General features: G+C 36.4%; 19 protein-coding genes. 12 read left to right on the top strand and 7 right to left on the bottom strand.

From position 1 onward, the window contains the following. Positions 1-359 precede the first annotated feature (359 nt). The 3 genes from EKL95_RS11780 to dnaA all read right to left on the bottom strand — a co-directional run bounded on the left by EKL95_RS11780 (position 360) and on the right by dnaA (position 3,072). The gene (locus tag EKL95_RS11780; RefSeq protein ID WP_126564285.1) at positions 360-1,082 is read right to left on the bottom strand and encodes an SAM-dependent methyltransferase; all 723 of its coding nucleotides are present in this window, start codon (positions 1,080-1,082) and stop codon (positions 360-362) included. A gap of 87 nt (positions 1,083-1,169) precedes the next feature. Then, positions 1,170-1,637: a low molecular weight protein-tyrosine-phosphatase gene (locus EKL95_RS11775; RefSeq protein ID WP_126555257.1), complete on the bottom strand. Its 468-nt coding sequence runs from the start codon at positions 1,635-1,637 to the stop codon at positions 1,170-1,172. 7 nt (positions 1,638-1,644) lie between these two features. Then, the gene (gene dnaA / locus EKL95_RS11770; protein WP_126461231.1) at positions 1,645-3,072 is read right to left on the bottom strand and encodes a chromosomal replication initiator protein DnaA; all 1,428 of its coding nucleotides are present in this window, start codon (positions 3,070-3,072) and stop codon (positions 1,645-1,647) included. Between the two features lie 186 nt (positions 3,073-3,258). Here dnaA and EKL95_RS11765 point away from each other — a divergent pair, with 186 nt between their 5' ends. After that, the gene (locus tag EKL95_RS11765) at positions 3,259-3,663 is read left to right on the top strand and encodes an acyl-CoA thioesterase (RefSeq protein WP_126461228.1); all 405 of its coding nucleotides are present in this window, start codon (positions 3,259-3,261) and stop codon (positions 3,661-3,663) included. A 29-nt stretch (positions 3,664-3,692) separates the two neighbouring features. Here the strand turns inward: EKL95_RS11765 and EKL95_RS11760 are convergent, their stop codons facing one another. Genes EKL95_RS11760 through ribD form a run of 3 tightly spaced genes read right to left on the bottom strand, consistent with a single transcriptional unit; the run spans position 3,693 to position 6,011 of the window. After that, on the bottom strand, positions 3,693-4,316 hold the full coding sequence (locus EKL95_RS11760) for an IMPACT family protein (RefSeq protein WP_126461225.1): 624 nt from the start codon (positions 4,314-4,316) through the stop codon (positions 3,693-3,695). Between the two features lie 56 nt (positions 4,317-4,372). Next, on the bottom strand, positions 4,373-4,975 hold the full coding sequence (locus EKL95_RS11755; RefSeq protein WP_126461222.1) for an HAD family hydrolase: 603 nt from the start codon (positions 4,973-4,975) through the stop codon (positions 4,373-4,375). Next, the gene (gene ribD, locus EKL95_RS11750) at positions 4,968-6,011 is read right to left on the bottom strand and encodes a bifunctional diaminohydroxyphosphoribosylaminopyrimidine deaminase/5-amino-6-(5-phosphoribosylamino)uracil reductase RibD (RefSeq protein ID WP_126564284.1); all 1,044 of its coding nucleotides are present in this window, start codon (positions 6,009-6,011) and stop codon (positions 4,968-4,970) included. Before ribD ends, EKL95_RS11755 begins: the two co-directional genes overlap by 8 nt. Before the next feature lie 140 nt (positions 6,012-6,151). Between ribD and EKL95_RS11745 the strand changes: the two genes are divergently transcribed. Beyond that, positions 6,152-6,637: a GNAT family N-acetyltransferase gene (locus EKL95_RS11745; protein ID WP_126461216.1), complete on the top strand. Its 486-nt coding sequence runs from the start codon at positions 6,152-6,154 to the stop codon at positions 6,635-6,637. A gap of 14 nt (positions 6,638-6,651) precedes the next feature. Then, on the top strand, positions 6,652-7,527 hold the full coding sequence (gene prmC / locus EKL95_RS11740) for a peptide chain release factor N(5)-glutamine methyltransferase (RefSeq protein ID WP_126564283.1): 876 nt from the start codon (positions 6,652-6,654) through the stop codon (positions 7,525-7,527). Positions 7,528-7,586: 59 nt separating this feature from the next. Here prmC and EKL95_RS11735 read toward each other — a convergent pair whose 3' ends face one another. Further along, complete coding sequence (locus tag EKL95_RS11735; protein WP_199736833.1) at positions 7,587-8,831, bottom strand: ABC transporter permease; 1,245 nt, start codon at positions 8,829-8,831, stop codon at positions 7,587-7,589. 235 nt (positions 8,832-9,066) lie between these two features. Here EKL95_RS11735 and EKL95_RS11730 point away from each other — a divergent pair, with 235 nt between their 5' ends. From EKL95_RS11730 to EKL95_RS11690, 9 genes are all read left to right on the top strand, one after another. After that, complete coding sequence (locus tag EKL95_RS11730; RefSeq protein ID WP_126555248.1) at positions 9,067-10,155, top strand: hypothetical protein; 1,089 nt, start codon at positions 9,067-9,069, stop codon at positions 10,153-10,155. Between the two features lie 125 nt (positions 10,156-10,280). Beyond that, entirely contained in the window at positions 10,281-11,657 is a 1,377-nt protein-coding gene (gene hisS, locus EKL95_RS11725) for a histidine--tRNA ligase (RefSeq protein ID WP_126461206.1), read from the top strand. Positions 11,658-11,951: 294 nt separating this feature from the next. Then, positions 11,952-12,524 (top strand): nucleotide exchange factor GrpE, encoded by a 573-nt coding sequence (locus EKL95_RS11720; RefSeq protein ID WP_126461203.1) that lies wholly within the window; start codon positions 11,952-11,954, stop codon positions 12,522-12,524. 76 nt (positions 12,525-12,600) lie between these two features. Beyond that, positions 12,601-13,716, top strand: a complete 1,116-nt coding sequence (gene dnaJ / locus EKL95_RS11715; RefSeq protein WP_126453722.1) for a molecular chaperone DnaJ — start codon at positions 12,601-12,603, stop codon at positions 13,714-13,716. 231 nt (positions 13,717-13,947) lie between these two features. Beyond that, positions 13,948-14,868, top strand: coding sequence for an ABC transporter ATP-binding protein (locus EKL95_RS11710; protein WP_126564282.1), 921 nt, complete (start codon positions 13,948-13,950; stop codon positions 14,866-14,868). 97 nt (positions 14,869-14,965) lie between these two features. After that, on the top strand, positions 14,966-16,282 hold the full coding sequence (locus EKL95_RS11705) for an ABC transporter permease (RefSeq protein ID WP_126564281.1): 1,317 nt from the start codon (positions 14,966-14,968) through the stop codon (positions 16,280-16,282). 52 nt (positions 16,283-16,334) lie between these two features. Then, on the top strand, positions 16,335-17,498 hold the full coding sequence (locus tag EKL95_RS11700) for a sigma-54-dependent transcriptional regulator (protein ID WP_126461194.1): 1,164 nt from the start codon (positions 16,335-16,337) through the stop codon (positions 17,496-17,498). Positions 17,499-17,594: 96 nt separating this feature from the next. Then, positions 17,595-18,269: a DEAD/DEAH box helicase gene (locus EKL95_RS11695; RefSeq protein ID WP_126461191.1), complete on the top strand. Its 675-nt coding sequence runs from the start codon at positions 17,595-17,597 to the stop codon at positions 18,267-18,269. A gap of 161 nt (positions 18,270-18,430) precedes the next feature. After that, positions 18,431-19,030, top strand: a complete 600-nt coding sequence (locus EKL95_RS11690; RefSeq protein WP_126461188.1) for an REP-associated tyrosine transposase — start codon at positions 18,431-18,433, stop codon at positions 19,028-19,030. Positions 19,031-19,205: the final 175 nt, after the last annotated feature.

The following is a 19,205-nucleotide window of genomic DNA, read 5'->3' as shown; positions in this document are numbered from 1 at the left end:
GATTTGCTAAAGGATGACTCCATTACACGACGATTCAACAGTTTCTCCCGCGTGTGTGTTGTAATCATTTTTGTTTTTGGAGTGCATGCTTTTTCTATAATCGCCCAATTTGGGGTGTAATGATCGCGTACTATGGGAACTTCATAACAATAAATATACTCGTGCTGCTATTTGGAAGTTTACTCCTAAAAAAAATCATTAATTCTAATCATAAAAATAGGGTTTTATAATTAGAATTAATGATTAGAGGTGTTGTTTTATTAAGTCCAACAATTCAGCGTATTCTGTTGTTTTATTGAATTGTAACTTTGTTAACGGATCTGGTTTACCTTTTTAGTAAAAGAAAAAGAAGTTTGAATTTACATTTTGTGGATGATAAAAATAGTCGGTCGTTTGTGCAAGTCGATGGCTTCTTTTTTCCAGGCCGCAATTTTCTTAGTCTTGATATATTCGGTCGGTAAAGTGATATCCGCAGCAATGCACAAGTGTGTTTCGGGATGCAGTGTTTGTACTAAATCTTCCAATAATTTGTTGTTGCGATACGGCGTTTCTATGAAAATCTGAGATTGATTTTTTTCAAAAGAAACTCTTTCCAAGGTTTTGAAACTGGCTTTTTTTTCGTCTTTTTCAATAGGCAAATAGCCATGAAACGTAAAGCTTTGTCCGTTCATTCCGGAAGCCATCATGGCCAAAAGGATGGAAGAAGGGCCAACCAAAGGAACAACCTGAATGCCTTTTTCATGGGCTAATTTGACAATCACAGCGCCAGGATCAGCCACTCCGGGACAGCCTGCTTCGCTCATTAAGCCCATATTTTGTCCTTCCAGCAATGGTTGTATAAAGTCTAAATGTTCTTTGGTTTCAGTGTGTTTGTTTAAAACAAAAAGTTTTAACTCAGATTGTTTCTTCTCAGGACTAACACCTTTGATCGATTTGCGGGCTGTTTTGTCGTTTTCTACAATATAATAATCAAGGAGGTCAATACTTCTTTTTATGGTTTGCGGCAAAACATCCATAGGATCGCAATCGCCCATTGTGGTAGGGATTAGATAGAGTTTTCCTAAAACAGCGTTTGGTTTCATAGGTGTGATTTATGTTCCTTAAAATAGTGTGTTTATAGTATGATCAGTATATTGTTAGGATCTCCAAAATAATTTTATCCGAAAAAACTAGGTGTGTTTGGCGATTAGCTTTTGTGCAAGAACCGTACACGCTTCATCCAGCATGTTGTACACAATTTCAAATCCATTAGGCAAACCAAAATATGGATCAGGAACATCTACTTTTTCGTTTGGAAATAATTCATTCAAAATTAGTTGTACTTTTTCTATTTGTTTCGGGTGCTCCGCAAGCTGCACTACATCCTCATAATTGGAATTATCCATGACATAGATATAATCAAATGTGTCGAAATCAGCACTGCTGAATTGCCTTCCTTTTTGATTTGAAATGTTGATTTTGTTTATTTTTGCAACAGCAATAGAGCGTTCGTCTGGCGAATGGCCAATGTGCCAGGATCCAGTTCCTGCCGAATCCACTGAGAATTTGTTCTTTGGAAGCTTAGAAGCTAATAGGCCTTCAGCCAATGGGGAACGACAAATGTTTCCCAAACAAACCATTAAAATTTTTATGGACATAAGGTGTCTATAGCGTTAATTTTTTATTGATGTCTTCCACAAATTTTTTGAATTGTTTGTCCGTAGCCACTAAATTATCAACGGTTTTGCAAGCGTGTAATACTGTAGCATGATCGCGATCTCCAATTTGGGAACCAATATTTGCCAAAGAGGCTTTTGTGAATTTTTTTGCAAAAAACATCGCCAGTTGTCGGGCTTGCACCACGTGTCTTTTTCTGGTTTTGGATTGCAGTGTTTCTAAATCCAGCTGGAAATACTCCGAAACAATTTTTTGAATGTAATCAATAGAAATTTCTCGTTTTACATTTTTTACAAATTTTTCAACGACACTTTTAGCCAGTTCCAGCGTTACTTCTTTTTTATTAAAAGACGATTGTGCAATCAATGATATAATGGCTCCTTCTAATTCCCTTACATTCGATTTGATATTACGCGCTACGTATTCGATGATTTCGTCCGGAATTTCAACGCCGTCTCTGTACAATATGTTTTTTAGGATGGAAATTCTGGTTTCATAATCCGGTTGGTGCAATTCAGCACTCAATCCCCATTTGAAACGCGAAAGTAACCGTTGTTCAATATCTTGCATGTCAACAGGCGCCTTGTCCGAAGTTAGGATGACCTGTTTGCCGTTTTGATGTAAATAGTTGAATATGTGAAAAAACACATCCTGAGTTCCTGACTTTCCGGAAAGAAATTGCACGTCATCAATAATTAAAACATCAATTAATTGATAGAAATGGATGAAATCATTTCGGTTATTTTTCTTAACCGAGTCGATGTATTGTTGGGTAAAAATTTCAGCCGAAATGTATAAAACGGTTTTTTCAGGGTATTTGTCTTTTATTTCTACCCCAATGGCATGCGCCAAATGCGTTTTTCCAAGACCAACACCACCAAAAATTAATAACGGATTGAACGAAGTTCCACCCGGTTTATTGGCAACAGCCATACCTGCAGAACGAGCCAATCGATTTGAATCCCCTTCTAAAAAGTTGTCAAAACTATAATTTGCATTCAGCTGTGATTCGATTTTTAAATTTCGGATGCCTGGAATTACAAATGGATTTCTTAATTCGGGGTTTAAGTTTTTAAAAGGTGCATCTACTTCTTGCGGCTTCATAGGAACTCTATTGGCGCTTGGCAACTGTTCCGTAAACGGTTGTTTATTGCCGTAAGTGTTTTCCATTCTGATTTTATAAAGTAACTTAGCATTTTTTCCAAGTTCTTTAGTAAGGGCCACTTTTAACAATTTTACATAGTGCTCCTCGAGCCATTCGTAGAAAAATTTACTAGGTACCTGAATATATAATGCGTTATCGGTAAGTTCAACTGATTTGATTGGTTCGAACCAAGTTTTGTACGCTTGGTCTTGGATGTTGTCTTTTATGAAAGACAAACAGTTTTCCCATACTGATTGAGCAGTTTTGTTCATATATTCTATTAAATTATTTTTAATTGGTAATTTTTATCTTACTAAAAAAAAGAGGTTGTGTGATTATTTATTGGGGTAACAAATATGTGAACAAATTTCTGTAAAAAAAAATATATAGGGCACTAATTTCCCGAATTATTGTTGTAAGGCGCTTTTTTAAATTTAAATTTTTTTAATACATAAGTAATGAAAGATCATCAAATAGAAGTTCGGGTGCGATACTCGGAAACGGATCAAATGGGAGTTGTATACCATGGGAATTACATTCCTTATTTTGAGATAGGAAGGGTGGAATGGCTTAGAAACAAAGGGATCTCCTATAAAAATATGGAGCAAAGCGGAATTGCGCTGCCTATTGTTTCTATGAATATTAATTATAAAAAATCAGCGCGCTATGATGAGTTGTTAACGGTTCATACGATTTTCAAAAGCCAGACTTCGGTGAAGATAGAATTTGATTGTGCTATTTATAATGAATCTGATGAGTTATTAACAACGGCTCAATTTATTTTGGTTTTTGTCTCCTTAAAAACAGGTCGTCCAATGGCTCCTCCAGCGTATATTTTAGAATTGTTAAAAACAATCGAATAAAGTACAAAAGAAGCAATATTGAATGGGAATTAGAGTCGTTTTATACCGATTTCAAACATCGAATTGAAAGTGTCGAATAGTTTTTCGGCATTTTTTTTTCGGGTTTTTAGCTCGATTTTACCTATCGGAAGGGTAGTGATCGCACTTATTTCCATTTCCTGAGATACAATTTCCAATTTTTGTTCCTTGATGACCCGCATTACTTTATTCATATTTTGGTACTCAAAGGCGAGGCTAAAATGACAATCGATTGTTTTCTCTATAATGGCACAGCTTTCCAGAATCAGTTGTGCCGTGGTTTTATAGGCAGTAATCAAGCCGCCAACGCCTAACTTCACGCCGCCAAAAACCCGAACTACGACTAGCAGGATATTAGTGACTGAAAACGACTGAATTTGTCCGTAAATAGGCATACCGGCACTATGGCTTGGTTCTCCGTCATCGTTTGCTCTATAGGCCATTGTGCTGGTGCCAATTTGATAGGCATAGCAAAAATGTCCTGCATGAGGATGTTGCTTCCGCAAAATATCGATGAGCGGCTTTACTTCGTCCTCCGATTGAATGGGATAGGCATAGCCAAAAAATTTGCTGTTTTTTTCTTTGAATAGCAGTTCCTCTGAAGAAAATGCAATGGTGTTGTATGTGTCTTTCAATTGAAATTAAAAAAAGGAGTGAAATTTGAAATTTGATATGACTTGAAGCGGTTCTTTCAAATTATTTTTTTGTCCAGTAAATGGATGACATCTTCTGTGCCTACTTGTAAATTCCAAACTTCAAATCCCAATGCGAGTGCGACATCTGTATTTTCTTTTTTATCATCGACAAATAACGTTCGCTTGGGCGCTAATTCATGGTTGCTTATCAAATGATGAAAAGCGTCAGGATTTGGTTTTCTTAAGCCTAGCTCAAATGAAAAATAGACTTTCTCAAAGCATTGGTAAAAATCCCTGTAAAAAGAAATCCCGTTTTTGCGTTCGAACGTTTCTATATGAATAGCATCCGTATTGGATAATAAAAACAAGCGGTATTTTTGCGAAAGCATTTGCAGGAATTCCAATCGATACAACGGGAAATCGAGGAGTATGGCATTCCAAGCGGCTAGAATTTCTTTGGTGGTGGCATTTGGAAGATGTTTTTGAATGCCCAAAAGGAAATTTTCACGGGAAATTTTTCCGGTTTCAAACTGGATGTTCAAATGGTCTAAATCAGCATTCCATTCCTTCAGGCCTAATTTCTGGAACGCAGTAACGGTGGCTTGTTTGTCTAAGTTGATAAAAACATCTCCAAAATCAAAAATGATAGTGTTAATCATGGTTTCTGTGAATTAGAAGTTCGTCTGAACCTATGCATTGTTTTGTGAACTGTTTTTGAACAAGAATAGGCGCCTTGATTCCAGTTTTAAATTGGATATTTCCAACAAATATTCGAGCTTCGTCCCAAAGATTAGCATCGATAAAAGTTTGCAGCGTTTGCCTTCCGCCTTCAATGATAACGGATTGAATTTGATGTTTGTACAGGGATTGAACCAAGTGTTCAGCTGTGTTTTTTTCAAAATCGATGCACTCAAAGATAGTATTTTCTTTTTCAACACCCGTTTTAAATCCGGAAAAAAGGATAGTTTTAACGTGATTGTCAAAGATGTGACTGTCTTTTGGGATGCGGTTCTTTTGATCTAAAACCACCCGAATGGGATTGTTTCCATACCAATCGCGCGCATTGAGTTTTGGGTTATCATCAATAACAGTTTGTGTTCCCACCAGTATGGCTTGCTCCTCGGTGCGCCATTTATGAACCAGTTGTCTGGAATAAATAGTGGTGATCCAGACCGGTTTTTTTTCTGATTTTTCTTTTGGCGCAATAAAACTATCTTGACTTTGTGCCCATTTCAAGATAATATACGGTCTTTTCTTTTTGTGAAAGGTAAAAAACCTTTTGTTGAGCTCCTGGCATTCGTCTTCCAGAACGCCTAGGGTTACGTGTACTCCGGCTTCCATGAGCTTTTTGATTCCGTTTCCTGCCACTTTTATATTGGGGTCAACAGTGCCTATAACTACATTTGGAATTTTATTTTTGATAATCAAATCACAACAGGGCGGTGTTTTGCCAAAATGACTGCAGGGCTCTAAACTCACGTAAATAGTTGCTTTATTCAGCAGCGATTTGTCTTTTACGGAATTTATTGCAAGGACTTCTGCGTGCGGTTCTCCTGCTTTTTGATGCCAGCCTTCGCCAATGATGTTGCCGTCACAAACAATTACACTGCCTACTAACGGATTTGGATAGGTGGTTCCCAGACCATTTTTGGCCAGCTCGACGCACCGTTTGATGTATTTTTCATGTATTTTCACTCTACAAAAGTAGTGATTTTTGCGTGTAGCCCCAATCAGGTACCCAAACTTGGGATTGAGGCAGGATTAGTTTTAAAAACTTTAGAGAATAACAACAAACAATTGATACTTTTGTGGCTAAAATTAGTTTCTGAAAAAAAATGGAAAAGTACCGCATTAGAAAAATAAAAAAAGAAGACAATCTCGCAGTTGCAGCATTGATACGAGCAGTTTTTGACGAATTAAAGATTCCAAAAGTAGGAACGGCGTATGAAGATCCGTATTTGGATTTAATGTATGAGGAGTATAATAAGCCAAAATCAGTTTATTATGTGGTGGAAAAGGATGGGAAAATTATAGGTTCTGCCGGGGTTGCCCCACTTGAAAATGAAGCAGAAACCATTTGTGAACTTCAAAAAATGTATTTCCTGCCGGAAACCAGAGGTCTTGGACTTGGAAGTCAGATGATGGCTCAGTGTTTAGAAAGTGCCAAGGATTTTGGTTTTGAAAATTGTTATCTTGAAACCATGCCATTTATGCTTGATGCCCAGAAACTGTATAAGAAAGTAGGTTTTGAATACCTTGAGTCGCCCATGGGAAGCACTGGTCATACCAGTTGTCCGATATGGATGCTCAAAAAATTATAAATCATGAATTTTAAATGAAAAACAGTTCCGTTAAAATTAGAGATTACAGAACCCAATTTATTCAAGAACTGACTCCAATTTATGATGCCGGAGAAGCAGAGAGTTTTTTCTATTTAATAGCAGAAGAAAAGCATCAACTGAAAAGAATAGATCTGGCCTTGCATCCTGATTTGGTTTTTTCGGAAACGGAAAGGGTAGTTTGGAATTCGATTTTGGCACAATTAAAACAGGAAATCCCGATACAATATCTTTTAGGCAAAACGAGTTTTTACGGATTGGATTTTGAAGTCAATGAAAATGTATTGATTCCAAGACCCGAAACCGAAGAACTAGTCGCATGGATTATTAGAAATAATTTAAAGATTGAAAAATTCAAAGATTTAAAGATTCTTGACATAGGCACGGGAAGTGGTTGTATTGCTGTTTCATTGGCAAAACACATTCCGAATGCGCAGGTTTTTGCAATTGATGTGTCTGAAAAAGCGTTGGCTACAGCCCACAATAACGCCCACAATAATGCTGTAAATATTACTTTTATCAAGCAGAACATTCTTGAAACTGAAGATTTACTTCAGGAATTTGATGTTATTGTTTCTAACCCGCCGTATGTTCGCAATTTAGAAAAAGAGGAAATTAAGAAAAATGTATTGGACTATGAACCGCATCTGGCACTTTTTGTAGAAGATAATGACGCATTGATTTTTTATAAAAAAATAGCCAAACTGGCTCAAAAAAATCTGCTGCCAAACGGAAAGTTGTATTTTGAAATTAATCAGTATTTAGGCAAAGAAATGGTCGATTTACTCGAAAAAATGAATTTCAAAAACATCGAATTACGAAAAGATATTTACGGGAATGACCGGATGATTAAAGGAGAAATAAGTAATTAGTATTTATAAGTTGAAAACGGATCAGTTTTTCAAAAGTTTTAGAGACTGACCACTGTAATCTACTCATAACGCAAGGCTTCAATGGGATCCAGGACCGCCGCTTTGATTGCGGGATATAAACCGGAAGCAATCGCTACAATGAAACTGGTAATAAAAGCCGCCAAGATAGCGCCCCACGGAATTACAAAGGCAAAGTCCATGGCTGTGGCAATACCAAATCCGATTAGGATTCCAAAAATAATGCCTACTAATCCGCCCATTTGGCCTATCAGTAATGTTTCTATAAAAAACTGAATGGCGATTGTCGTTTTCTTGGCTCCCAAGGCTTTACGGACTCCAATTTCCCGGGTGCGTTCCGTAACGGAGACGATCATGATATTCATCAGGGCTATCGAAGATCCCAGCACGGTGATGATGCCTATAAGCCAGGATGCCAGTCCCAGGTATTTTGTGATTCCTAAAATTCGGTTGATCAAGTCATCGCTGCGCACGACGCCAAAATTACTGTCTTCTACGGGACTCAATTTACGAATCCGGCGCATCGTACTTGTGGCGTTGTCCAGAGCTTGTTCCAGTAATTCTTTTTTGCCCACCATGACACTCACTGTATAATTGATGTTGGGTGCCGTAAACAAGGAGCGCGCTAGTTGAATTGGAATCAAAACCCGTAAATCCTGACTGTTCCCAAACGTGGATCCTTTCTCTTTCAAAACTCCGATGACCTTAAATTTAGCTCCTCGGATGGATATTATTTTATCAATGGGATTTACGTCTTTCAGCAATCCTTTTTCAAAATCAGACCCTACAACACATACATACGCATTGTTGTCAATGTCAAATCCTGTAAAATTGCGACCGGAACTGGTTGCTAATCCGGAATTCGTTATGAAAAATTCGTCAACTCCGAGGATCGCATTTTCGGGATCCGTTTTTGTTGCCTCATATTTTACTTCGGCGGCAGATGTCGCGGTAAAGGAAAGCGACGTTTCTGTAAATGGGTAGTTGTATTTTTTCTTGAAAGCCACAGCCTCCGGATAAGAAATGATGGGATTAATGATTTCTCGCTCGTCCCCGCCACGATTTCGAGTGGTGTTTTCGTACTGTTTAATGTTGAAGGTATTGGCTCCCATGGAGGCAAAATCTGAGGAAATAGTGTTTTCAAGTGCCGAAACAACCGTAAGAATACTGACTAAAGCCGTGATCCCAATAGCGATAATCATCACCGTAAGCACCGTTCGCAACAATTGCGTTCGGATGGAACCAAATGCAATCCGAATATTTTCTTTGAATAATTTTAACATCATATACGTTTGACACGAAATTACAATTTTTGTTACAAATTAAGCTTTCGAAGACAGAATATTTATTTTGAATCAATATATTTGGTGTGAGAAAAATTTAAATTTCCATTTTTAGGAAATATATTTTTTTGAAATTTTTAATTTATAATTATTTGAAATGAATAATATTTTTTTCGCCTTTTTCTGTATTCTTTTTTGTAGCAATATTGGTCACTCCCAGAATTTTAAAATCACTAAAATGATTGCTGATAAAACAACAAAAGTACCTTTAGAAAACGTTAGTATTTATAATGATAAAGATAATTCTACAACAAATCAAGAAGGATTATTTGTATTTATTTCTGGCCGTAATGAAATTAATTTTAATTTGCTGGGCTATAATTCTCTGAAAACTACTTTTGAAAGAATAGAAAGGCACGACACCATTTTTATGGAAGCCAAAGCCTTTGAACTAAAGGAGGTTGTTGTGGCTAATAATGAATCGTTTATCAAAAAAGTATATGATAAAATGGTCGACAATTATAGTGCAAAGTATACTTCAAACTTCTTTTTAAGAAATGTACTCAAAAAAGGCAACAGCATCGTCGTGTTGCAGGATATTCACGCCAAAAGAGGTAAAAATTCATTTCCCAAAAATTTTAGTGAGATCGAAGTTTTAAATATGAGGAAAACTAGTTTTTTTGAAAAAAAGAAGCAGATTGATTTTGCCTTTCCAGATTTTACAGAGTTTTTTGGTGGATTCTATCCAGCGTTGGATCAAAATATTTTTACCGAGGTGGATTATAATGATTTTGATTTTAGAAAATTTTTATTTGAAGCCAAGCAAAAAAATGTTTGGGGGCAAATTAGTAAAGGGTATTTTATTATTAATAGAAATGATTACGCAATTGTCGAATTTTTTGTGTCAATCTATGATAATCCTGAAGTAATACCTTTTAAGAAATTTAAGCTTTCAAGTACGCAATATAGGACCACACGATACGAAAAACTCGTCACCTACAATAAAAACAGTACAGTAAATAAATACTATCTCAATTTAGCAAAACTGAATGCACAGGTAGAAGTATTAGCTGATAAAAATAGCGATGGGTCATTTAAATACAACTTAACAATGGATTATTTTACAACCAATTCTGTTACTAATGAAAAAGTAGAATCCAATTTTGCTGTTGACAAAGATGTTTTTAAAGCTAAATTTCCTTATTCGGCAACCTTTTGGAACACTCAAAATCAACTGCCTTTAACGAATGAGCTTAAAGATTTTTTGAAACGAGTTTCTGATAACAAAGACCAAAAGAAGGAATTTGAGATAATTGGAAATTTCTAATTTTTTTTATTTAAAAATCAGGATATTTGCAGAGAGAATTAGGATTTTCAATGTAGCCATTACGATTTTGAAGAAATCGATTTTGTTTTTTGTAATTCGTATTTCGTAATTTGTAATTAATTAAAATGGCATCAAAACCTAGTATTCCAAAAGGAACCAGAGATTTCTCACCAACCGAGGTGGCAAAACGGCACTATATCATCCAAATCATAAAAAACAATTTCGAGAAATTTGGTTTTCAACCCATAGAAACCCCTTCATTTGAAAATTCCGAAACCCTAATGGGAAAATACGGAGAAGAAGGCGACCGTTTGATTTTTAAGATTTTGAATTCCGGAGACTATTTGGCGAAAGCCAATGCCACGCATCTCGAAAATAAAGACAGTACAAAACTGACAGCGAGCATTTCGGAGAAAGCGTTGCGGTATGACTTAACCGTTCCATTTGCCCGGTATGTGGTACAGCACCAAAACGAGATTGAATTCCCGTTCAAAAGATACCAAATCCAACCCGTTTGGAGAGCGGATCGCCCCCAAAAAGGCCGTTTCAGAGAGTTTTTTCAATGTGATGCGGATGTGGTAGGGTCTAAATCATTGTGGCAAGAAGTAGAATTAGTGCAATTATATGACACTGTTTTTTCAGCTTTGGGATTAGAAGGGGTAACCATCAAAATCAATAACCGAAAAATATTATCCGGTATTGCAGACGTGATTGGAGCATCGGATAAACTGATCGATTTCACAGTGGCACTCGATAAACTGGACAAAATTGGCGAAGACGGGGTCAAAAAAGAAATGATGGAGAAAGGAATTTCAGCAGCAGCAATTCTGAAAGTCCAGCCGTTATTCCATTTTACAGGAACCATTTCTGAAAAAATAAGCCAACTTTCAGTCTTGCTTGCTGAGTCAGAGGAAGGAATGAAAGGCGTGGAAGAATTGCGTTTCATTTGTGATAATGTGATGAAATTAGGTTTGAGCAATTCGACTTTAGACCTGGATGTAACTCTGGCTAGGGGATTGAATTATTATACCGGTGCCATTTTTGAAGTGGCGCCGCCAAAAGCTGTTGCAATGGGCTCCATTGGCGGCGGCGGACGATACGATGATTTGACCGGAATTTTTGGATTGAAAAACATGAGTGGTGTGGGGATTTCTTTTGGACTGGACCGCATTTACCTGGTGATTGAAGAATTGAATTTGTTTCCGGAAACCGTAACAGCAACTTCAAAAGCATTGTTTATTAATTATGGTGATGCTGAAGCTTTTTATGGATTGCAAGCCATTCAGAAGCTTAGAGCTGCAGGAATTAAAGTGGAATTGTATCCGGATAATGCTAAAGTGGCCAAGCAGTTTCAGCATGCCGACAAACGAGGAATTCCTTTTGCCGTAATTGCAGGAGAACAGGAAATAGCGTCGGATACGTTTGTGCTCAAAAATTTAATATCGGGGGAACAGCGTACAGTGGATTTTGAGAGTCTAAAACAAGATTTGTTACGGTCTTAATTTAAACACATAAAAAAAGCTCCGTTTTTAGTACACGAAGCTTTTTTTTACTATTAGGTAATGGTGAATTAATAATTGTTTAGAATAAAATCGTGAGTTTTTACTTTCTAAAAGTGTTCTAAATAAAAAATTTTAACAAAGCTAAAGAAACAATAGCAAGATAATCTTAAAATAATCTTAAAATTTTGAGTACTCAGGTGTTATATTGAAAAGAAAAGCGAAATCAATAAAAAGATGACAATTTGACATTTTAAAAGAATTGGCAGTACTTTTGCAATCCCAAAAAGAATAAAAATGAAGTTTAAGAATATTTTTAAAAATACGAGTACTATGACTACCGAAAATACAGAAATCGATCAAGAATTAGAGGAGGTGACATTAGAAAATAATGCCAATGAAGAGCAAATCATTGTTGAGGAATTAAGTGTAGAAGAGCAATTAACGCAAGACTTAGCTAAAGAGAAAGATAAATATTTACGCTTATTTGCTGAATTTGAAAATTACAAACGCAGAACAACCAAAGAGCGTATTGAATTATTCAAAACGGCTAATCAAGAAGTGTTATTAGCGATGCTGCCTGTATTGGATGATTTTGACAGGGCTTTGGTTGAAATAAACAAATCGGATGACGAATTGTTGACAAAGGGAGTGGAGCTTATTCATGAGAAATTAAAAAGCACTTTGATTTCTAAAGGATTAGAGCAAGTTGAGGTTAAAGCTGGAGATGTTTTTGATGCGGATTTTGCAGAGGCAATTACTCAGATTCCAGCTCCAAAGATGAAGGGGAAAATTGTTGATGTTCTTGAAAAAGGATATAAATTAGGAGACAAGATCATTCGTTTTCCAAAAGTGGTTATCGGTCAGTAGAGATGCGATTTATTGCGTCTTAATTAAATAGACAAAGACGAGATACATTGCGTCTGTACTGTATAAAAAAATAAAAATGAAAAAAGATTTTTACGAAATATTAGGCATTTCCAAAAGTGCTGATGCTGCTGAAATTAAAAAAGCATACAGAAAAAACGCTTTACAGTACCATCCTGACAAAAATCCCGGAGACAAATCGGCAGAAGATAAATTCAAACTAGCTGCTGAAGCTTACGAAGTATTGAGCGACCCTCAGAAAAAAGCCAAATACGACCAATACGGCCATCAAGCTTTTGATGGATCGGGTGGTTTCAGTGGCGGAGGTGGTCACGGAGGTATGAATATGGATGATATTTTCAGTCAGTTTGGGGATATTTTTGGTGGCGGTTTTGGTGGTTTCAACAGCGGTGGAGGCGGTGTTCGTCGCGCTAAAGGAAGCAACCTGCGCATCAAAGTAAAATTGACGTTGGAAGAAATTGCCAACGGCGTGGAGAAAAAAGTAAAAGTAAAACGTAAAGTTCAGGCCCCTGGAGTTAGTTATAAAACGTGTTCAACCTGTAACGGTCAAGGACAAGTAATGCGGGTTACGAATACCATTTTGGGCAGAATGCAATCGGCTTCTACCTGTCCTACCTGTGGTGGTTCCGGACAAATTCTAGATAAAAAACCAGCCGAAGCAGACGCGCAAGGAATGATTCTTGAAGATGAAACGGTTTCTATAAAAATACCTGCGGGTGTGGTAGACGGCATGCAATTGAAAGTGTCTAATAAAGGGAACGATGCTCCGGGAAACAGTATTCCGGGAGATTTAATTGTGGCAATTGAAGAGTTAGAGCATGAATTCTTGAAACGCGAAGGAGAGAATTTACACTACGATTTATACATTAGTTTTGCAGAAGCGGTTCTAGGAATTTCCAAAGACATTGAAGCTATAAACGGAAAAGTGAGAATCAAACTAGAAGAAGGAATCCAATCCGGTAAAATTTTGAGATTAAAAGGAAAAGGAATTCCGAGTATCAATGGATATGGAAACGGCGATTTACTGGTTCATGTCAATGTTTGGACGCCAAAAACGCTGGATAAAGATCAAAAACAGTTTTTCGAAAAAAATCTTACGGATGAGAATTTTATTCCAAATCCGGAAAAATCAGACAAATCCTTTTTTGAGAAAGTAAAAGACATGTTTTCATAAAAAAAAAGTTAGACTCGAGTTATCGATTCGATTATAAAAATACATTACCCATCCTTGTTATAATAAGGATGGGTTTTTTATGAAATCACCATTAACAATTTGTTTGCAAACAAACACCAATACACTTAAGGCAATAACAGAGGATCGCTAAAAATTAAATGCTACATATAGGAAACAATTCTTAGTATTTTGGTACTAATTATTTACTTTTACACCAATTAAAAAATAAGCATGAGTAATATTCTTGAAGTGAATAAAGTTGTCAAGCAATACGGTGATTATGTTGCGCTTAACCAGGTTTCATTAACGGTTCCCAAAGGAAGTATCTACGGACTTTTAGGTCCAAACGGAGCCGGAAAAACATCACTTATCCGAATAATAAACCAAATTACATTGCCGGACCGTGGTGAAATTATTTTAGATGGTGAAAAACTGCAACCCAAACACGTTCAATATATAGGCTATTTGCCGGAAGAAAGAGGCTTGTACAACACGATGAAAGTAGGAGAACAATGCTTGTATTTAGCCCAGATGAAAGGGCTTTCTAAAGCTGAAGCCAAAAAACAACTGGAGTATTGGTTTGAAAAGTTTGAAATACAAGGCTGGTGGAACAAGAAAATCCAAGAACTTTCTAAGGGAATGGCTCAGAAAATTCAGTTCGTCGTGTGTGTGTTGCACAAACCAAAACTATTGATATTTGATGAACCTTTTTCTGGTTTTGATCCCGTGAATGCCACTATTATCAAAGAAGAAATTCTGGCGTTGCGAGAAGAAGGAGCCACCATAATTTTTTCGACACACCGCATGGAAAGCGTAGAAGAATTATGTGATCACATCGCTTTGATTCACAAATCAGATAAACTGATTGAAGGAAAACTGGACGATGTTAAAAGACAATTTAAAACCAATAGTTTTGAAGTGGGTATTTTATCGGATAATGCAACGGGATTGATGTCTGCTATTACACAGAAATTTAGCGTTGCTCCGGCACATTTTAAATCACTGAACAACGAGTTAAAACTGGAAATCCAACTCGGAAATGCTACGCCAAATGAATTATTGAATATCCTCACGCAATGTGGACAAGTAACACATTTTGTAGAAAAAATTCCAAGTGTAAATGATATTTTCATTCAAACAGTAACACAATAGATGGTTAGACTTCTTAGATTGTCAGACTTTTTACAGTTTCCTAATCTAATTGTTCTAAAAAAATCTAAGTAATTTAAAAATTTAAGCAGTCTAAAAAATGAGTATCATTTCATTAATCATAAAAAGAGAATTTATTACTAAAGTGCGTAATAAATCTTTTGTTGTAATGACTTTTTTAAGTCCGTTGTTATTTGTTGGGATAGCAGCATTTATAGGCTATTTAAGTTCCATGAAAGCGGATACCAAACGCATCGCCATTCATGATGAATCAGGTTTGTTCGTTAAAGAATTTATACTTAAAAACAACAAAAACAGCCAGTACAAATACCTCGATTTATCTCTTGTAGATTTAAAATTTTTGAAAGACAGCATCGCTGACGAGCGCTATGAAGGACTATTATATATTCCAAAGTCAGAAAACACAAAGGATTTCGAAAATAAAATACAGTTTATTTCAAACAACAGTCCCAGTATTTCCTTTATAGAAAAAGTTCAGGATGTGATTGCTAATAAATTGACTAAAAACAATTTAGAAAAAGCACATTTAGATACGCTTGCCATAAAAAAAGCCCAGGCCCAAGTCAATATTAGTTTGACGAAAGCATCGGGTGAAGAGAGTGTCAAAGGACTTAACGAAATCAAAATTGGGATTGGTGGCGCATTTGGATACCTCATAATGATGTTCATAATCATCTACGGAAACATGGTGATGCGAAGTGTGATCGAAGAGAAAACCAGCCGAATTGTAGAGATTATTATATCCTCGGTCAAACCGTTTCAACTGATGATGGGCAAAATCATTGGAACTGCGCTAGCCGGATTGCTGCAGTTCCTTATTTGGGCTATCATTGGACTCTCATTAATGTTTGCAGCCTCAGTCTTTTTTGGGGTAAATGTGGGTCCAAGCGCCAGCGTTTCGCCTGAATTGATGCAAGCTGCACAGCAGGAAATGACTGGAACTGCCCAAATGTATATTAAGGAATTATGGAATCTGCCCATTGCAAATATCTTGATTGGATTCGTGATTTATTTCATCGGCGGTTATTTTTTGTACAGTTCGTTTTACGCAGCCATTGGTGCCGCAGTAGACAATCAGACGGACTCACAACAATTCCTTTTACCTATCATTATGCCATTGATGCTGAGTGTTTACCTTGGTTTTTTTACGGTTATCAATGATCCACACGGAACAATTGCCGTTATTTTTTCAATGATTCCGCTTACATCACCAATTGTTATGCTGATGCGAATTCCGTTTGGCGTACCTTTGTGGCAAATCGCCATTTCAGTAACGCTGCTATTTGGCACCTTCTTTTCTGTAGTTTGGTTTGCCGCAAAAATATACCGAATAGGAATACTAATGTATGGCAAGAAACCCACTTGGAGGGAATTATATAAATGGTTGAAATACTAATAGAAGTTTAATCGGTTATTTGGTTAACTGATTAACCCAATAAAGAAAAGAGATGTCAAAAATACTAATCATAGAAGATGAGGCCGCCATTCGAAGAGTACTTACAAAAATACTTTCGGAAGAAAATGATACTTATCAGGTGGAAGAAGCCGAAGATGGTCTTGCAGGTCTTGAAAAAATAAAAAATAACGATTACGATTTGGTTTTGTGCGACATCAAAATGCCTAAAATGGATGGTGTTGAGGTACTGGAAGCTGTAAAAAAAATCAAGCCCGAAATTCCTATGGTGATGATTTCTGGTCATGGCGATATGGAAACGGCTATCAATACAATGCGTTTGGGAGCCTTTGATTACATCTCAAAACCGCCCGATTTAAACCGATTGTTGAATACAGTTCGAAATGCTTTGGACAAAAAACAACTTGTAGTAGAGAACAAATTTCTGAAGAAAAAAGTCAGCAAAAACTACGAAATGATTGGCGAAAGCGACGCCATCAATCACATTAAAGTGATGATTGAGAAAGTAGCCCAAACCGAAGCCAGAGTTTTAATTACGGGACCCAACGGTACCGGAAAAGAACTGGTTGCACATCAATTACATGAAAAAAGTGAGAGAGCTAACTTCCCTTTAATCGAAGTGAATTGTGCGGCTATACCATCGGAATTGATTGAAAGCGAATTATTTGGTCACGTAAAAGGAGCGTTTACCTCCGCAGTGAAAGACCGCGCAGGAAAATTTGAAGCGGCAGATAAAGGCACTATTTTCTTGGATGAAATTGGAGATATGAGTCTTTCGGCGCAAGCTAAAGTATTGCGTGCTTTACAGGAAAGTATGATTACCAGAGTGGGAGCGGACAAAGATATCAAAGTCGATGTTCGTGTAGTCGCGGCAACCAATAAAGATTTGAAAGTCGAAATTGCCGAAGGACGTTTCCGGGAAGATTTATACCATCGTTTGGCCGTGATTTTGATAAAAGTTCCGGGATTGAACGAAAGACGGGATGATATCCCGATGTTGATTGCTCATTTTGCCGAAAAAATTGCTTTGGAGCAAGGAAATGCGGTAAAAAAATTCTCTTCAGCAGCGATTCATTTATTGCAGGATTATGATTGGACAGGAAATATTCGGGAATTACGAAATGTAGTGGAGCGTTTGATTATCCTTGGCGGAAACGAAATTTCTGAGAATGATGTGAAGTTATTCGCATCTAAATAAAATTAATTTAATGATTTAAAAATTTAATGATTTAAAGATTAGGCAATAGCTTTAATCTTTTAATTTTTTAATTTTTAATCTTTCAATCTAAAATAAATGAAACTAAAAAAAATAAACCAAGCGTTACAACAAGCCCTGATTGAAAACGGTTTGACTGAGGCCAATGCAATTCAAAAAGAAACATTTTCGACACTAAAAAGTGGTTCGGATTGTATTATTATTGCACCAAAAGGAAGCGGGAAATCAACTACAATCGTGCTAAATGTAATTCAGAGATTGACAGGAGCAACCGAAGAATCGCCAAGGGCTTTGATAATTGTTGAAGACAAAGCGAAAGTATTGGAAATGGAATCCCTATTTGAAAAATATGGGAAGTATTCTAATTTAGAAGTCTATGGTGTTCATGACAAAGGAGATATGGAATACGATAAGAATTATATTTCCAGCGGAATTGATGTGTTGATAGGGACTCCAAATAAACTAAGTGAAATGTTTACTACGGCTGGTTATAATGTAAACCGATTAAAAATGCTTGTTCTTGATGATGCAGATCCAATTTTGAAATTGCGTCATGAGACAAAAATCATGCGTATTTCGAATAGCATTGTCAAAACTCAACGTATTATTTTGTCGGAACAATTCACCGAGCGAATAGAGGTTCTTGCTGAAAAAATGCTGGTGGAGCCTTTTGAATTCGATTTTGATGGAGGAGAGGAAGAGGAAGAGGAGGAAGATTTAGAACCTGAAGTTGGAGATGACTTCCATAGCTAGAATAATTTATACTCCTTATGCTCCGCAAAGTTTTTAACTTTGAGGAGGTGTAGTTCAGTCTCAGACTGAAATAATAACAATAGAATAGGCTACATATTTGCTCCTCAAAGTTTTTAACTTTGAGGAGGTGTAGTCAAGTCTCAGACTGAAATAATAACGATATGAAAGAAGGCTACATTATCCGAGACCAATCAAAACCTCATTTTATTACGGCAACAGTTGTAGATTGGGTAGATGTGTTTTCTAGAAAAAATTACAAAGATTGCATTATTGAAAGCTTGGATTTTTGCATAAAAAACAAAGGGATGATTTTGTATGGATTTGTAATTATGTCCAATCATATTCATTTGATTATTCAATCCGAAGAAAGTAAATTATCTGATTTGATTAGAGATTTCAAAAAGTTTACGGCAAAGACTATTTTGAATAAAATAGAAAACGGACCAGAAAGTCGCGCAGACTGGATGTTAAAACGATTTGAATTTGCTTGTAAAAGTCATACGCGTAATGAAAAATATCAGTTTTGGCAATATGGCAGCCATCCCGAAGAAATCTTTTCTGAAAAATTTATGTGGTCTAAATTAGATTATATCCACATGAACCCAATACGAGCGGGAATAGTTATTAAAGCGTCACATTATTACTATTCAAGTGCATCGAATTATGTAAATGATGAAGGAATCATAGCAATTACAAAAGTTGACAATCCAGTAATAGATGTTTTAAAACCGTCTTCAATAACGAATAATTTTATTTGGTAACGAGGTCAAAATAAAATAGGGAAAACTATTAGATTATAAATAACAAGGTCAGGAGACCTTTAACGCATCCTCAAAGTTGGAAACTTTGCGGAGCTGGATATTACATTAAAAATAATAAGGTCAGGAGACCTTTTACGCATCCTTAAAGTTGGAAACTTTGGGGAGCTAAGAACAG

Source organism: Flavobacterium sp. LB2P53, from assembly GCF_003970305.1.
Classification (GTDB): Bacteria; Bacteroidota; Bacteroidia; order Flavobacteriales; family Flavobacteriaceae; genus Flavobacterium.
The sequence above is the reverse complement of the archived record's forward strand: the minus strand, read 5'-3'. Positions and strand labels throughout refer to the sequence as shown.

Bases quoted from the DNA above. Each gene is read 5' to 3' on its own strand.
- EKL95_RS11780 (WP_126564285.1), bottom strand. From the start codon at position 1,082: ATGAAACCAAACGCTGTTTTAGGAAAACTCTATCTAATCCCTACCACA.
- EKL95_RS11775 (WP_126555257.1), bottom strand. From the start codon at position 1,637: ATGTCCATAAAAATTTTAATGGTTTGTTTGGGAAACATTTGTCGTTCC.
- dnaA (WP_126461231.1), bottom strand. From the start codon at position 3,072: ATGAACAAAACTGCTCAATCAGTATGGGAAAACTGTTTGTCTTTCATA.
- EKL95_RS11765 (WP_126461228.1), top strand. From the start codon at position 3,259: ATGAAAGATCATCAAATAGAAGTTCGGGTGCGATACTCGGAAACGGAT.
- EKL95_RS11755 (WP_126461222.1), bottom strand. From the start codon at position 4,975: ATGATTAACACTATCATTTTTGATTTTGGAGATGTTTTTATCAACTTA.
- EKL95_RS11745 (WP_126461216.1), top strand. From the start codon at position 6,152: ATGGAAAAGTACCGCATTAGAAAAATAAAAAAAGAAGACAATCTCGCA.
- prmC (WP_126564283.1), top strand. From the start codon at position 6,652: ATGAAAAACAGTTCCGTTAAAATTAGAGATTACAGAACCCAATTTATT.
- EKL95_RS11735 (WP_199736833.1), bottom strand. From the start codon at position 8,831: ATGATGTTAAAATTATTCAAAGAAAATATTCGGATTGCATTTGGTTCC.
- EKL95_RS11730 (WP_126555248.1), top strand. From the start codon at position 9,067: ATGATTGCTGATAAAACAACAAAAGTACCTTTAGAAAACGTTAGTATT.
- hisS (WP_126461206.1), top strand. From the start codon at position 10,281: ATGGCATCAAAACCTAGTATTCCAAAAGGAACCAGAGATTTCTCACCA.
- EKL95_RS11720 (WP_126461203.1), top strand. From the start codon at position 11,952: ATGAAGTTTAAGAATATTTTTAAAAATACGAGTACTATGACTACCGAA.
- dnaJ (WP_126453722.1), top strand. From the start codon at position 12,601: ATGAAAAAAGATTTTTACGAAATATTAGGCATTTCCAAAAGTGCTGAT.
- EKL95_RS11710 (WP_126564282.1), top strand. From the start codon at position 13,948: ATGAGTAATATTCTTGAAGTGAATAAAGTTGTCAAGCAATACGGTGAT.
- EKL95_RS11705 (WP_126564281.1), top strand. From the start codon at position 14,966: ATGAGTATCATTTCATTAATCATAAAAAGAGAATTTATTACTAAAGTG.
- EKL95_RS11700 (WP_126461194.1), top strand. From the start codon at position 16,335: ATGTCAAAAATACTAATCATAGAAGATGAGGCCGCCATTCGAAGAGTA.
- EKL95_RS11695 (WP_126461191.1), top strand. From the start codon at position 17,595: ATGAAACTAAAAAAAATAAACCAAGCGTTACAACAAGCCCTGATTGAA.
- EKL95_RS11690 (WP_126461188.1), top strand. From the start codon at position 18,431: ATGAAAGAAGGCTACATTATCCGAGACCAATCAAAACCTCATTTTATT.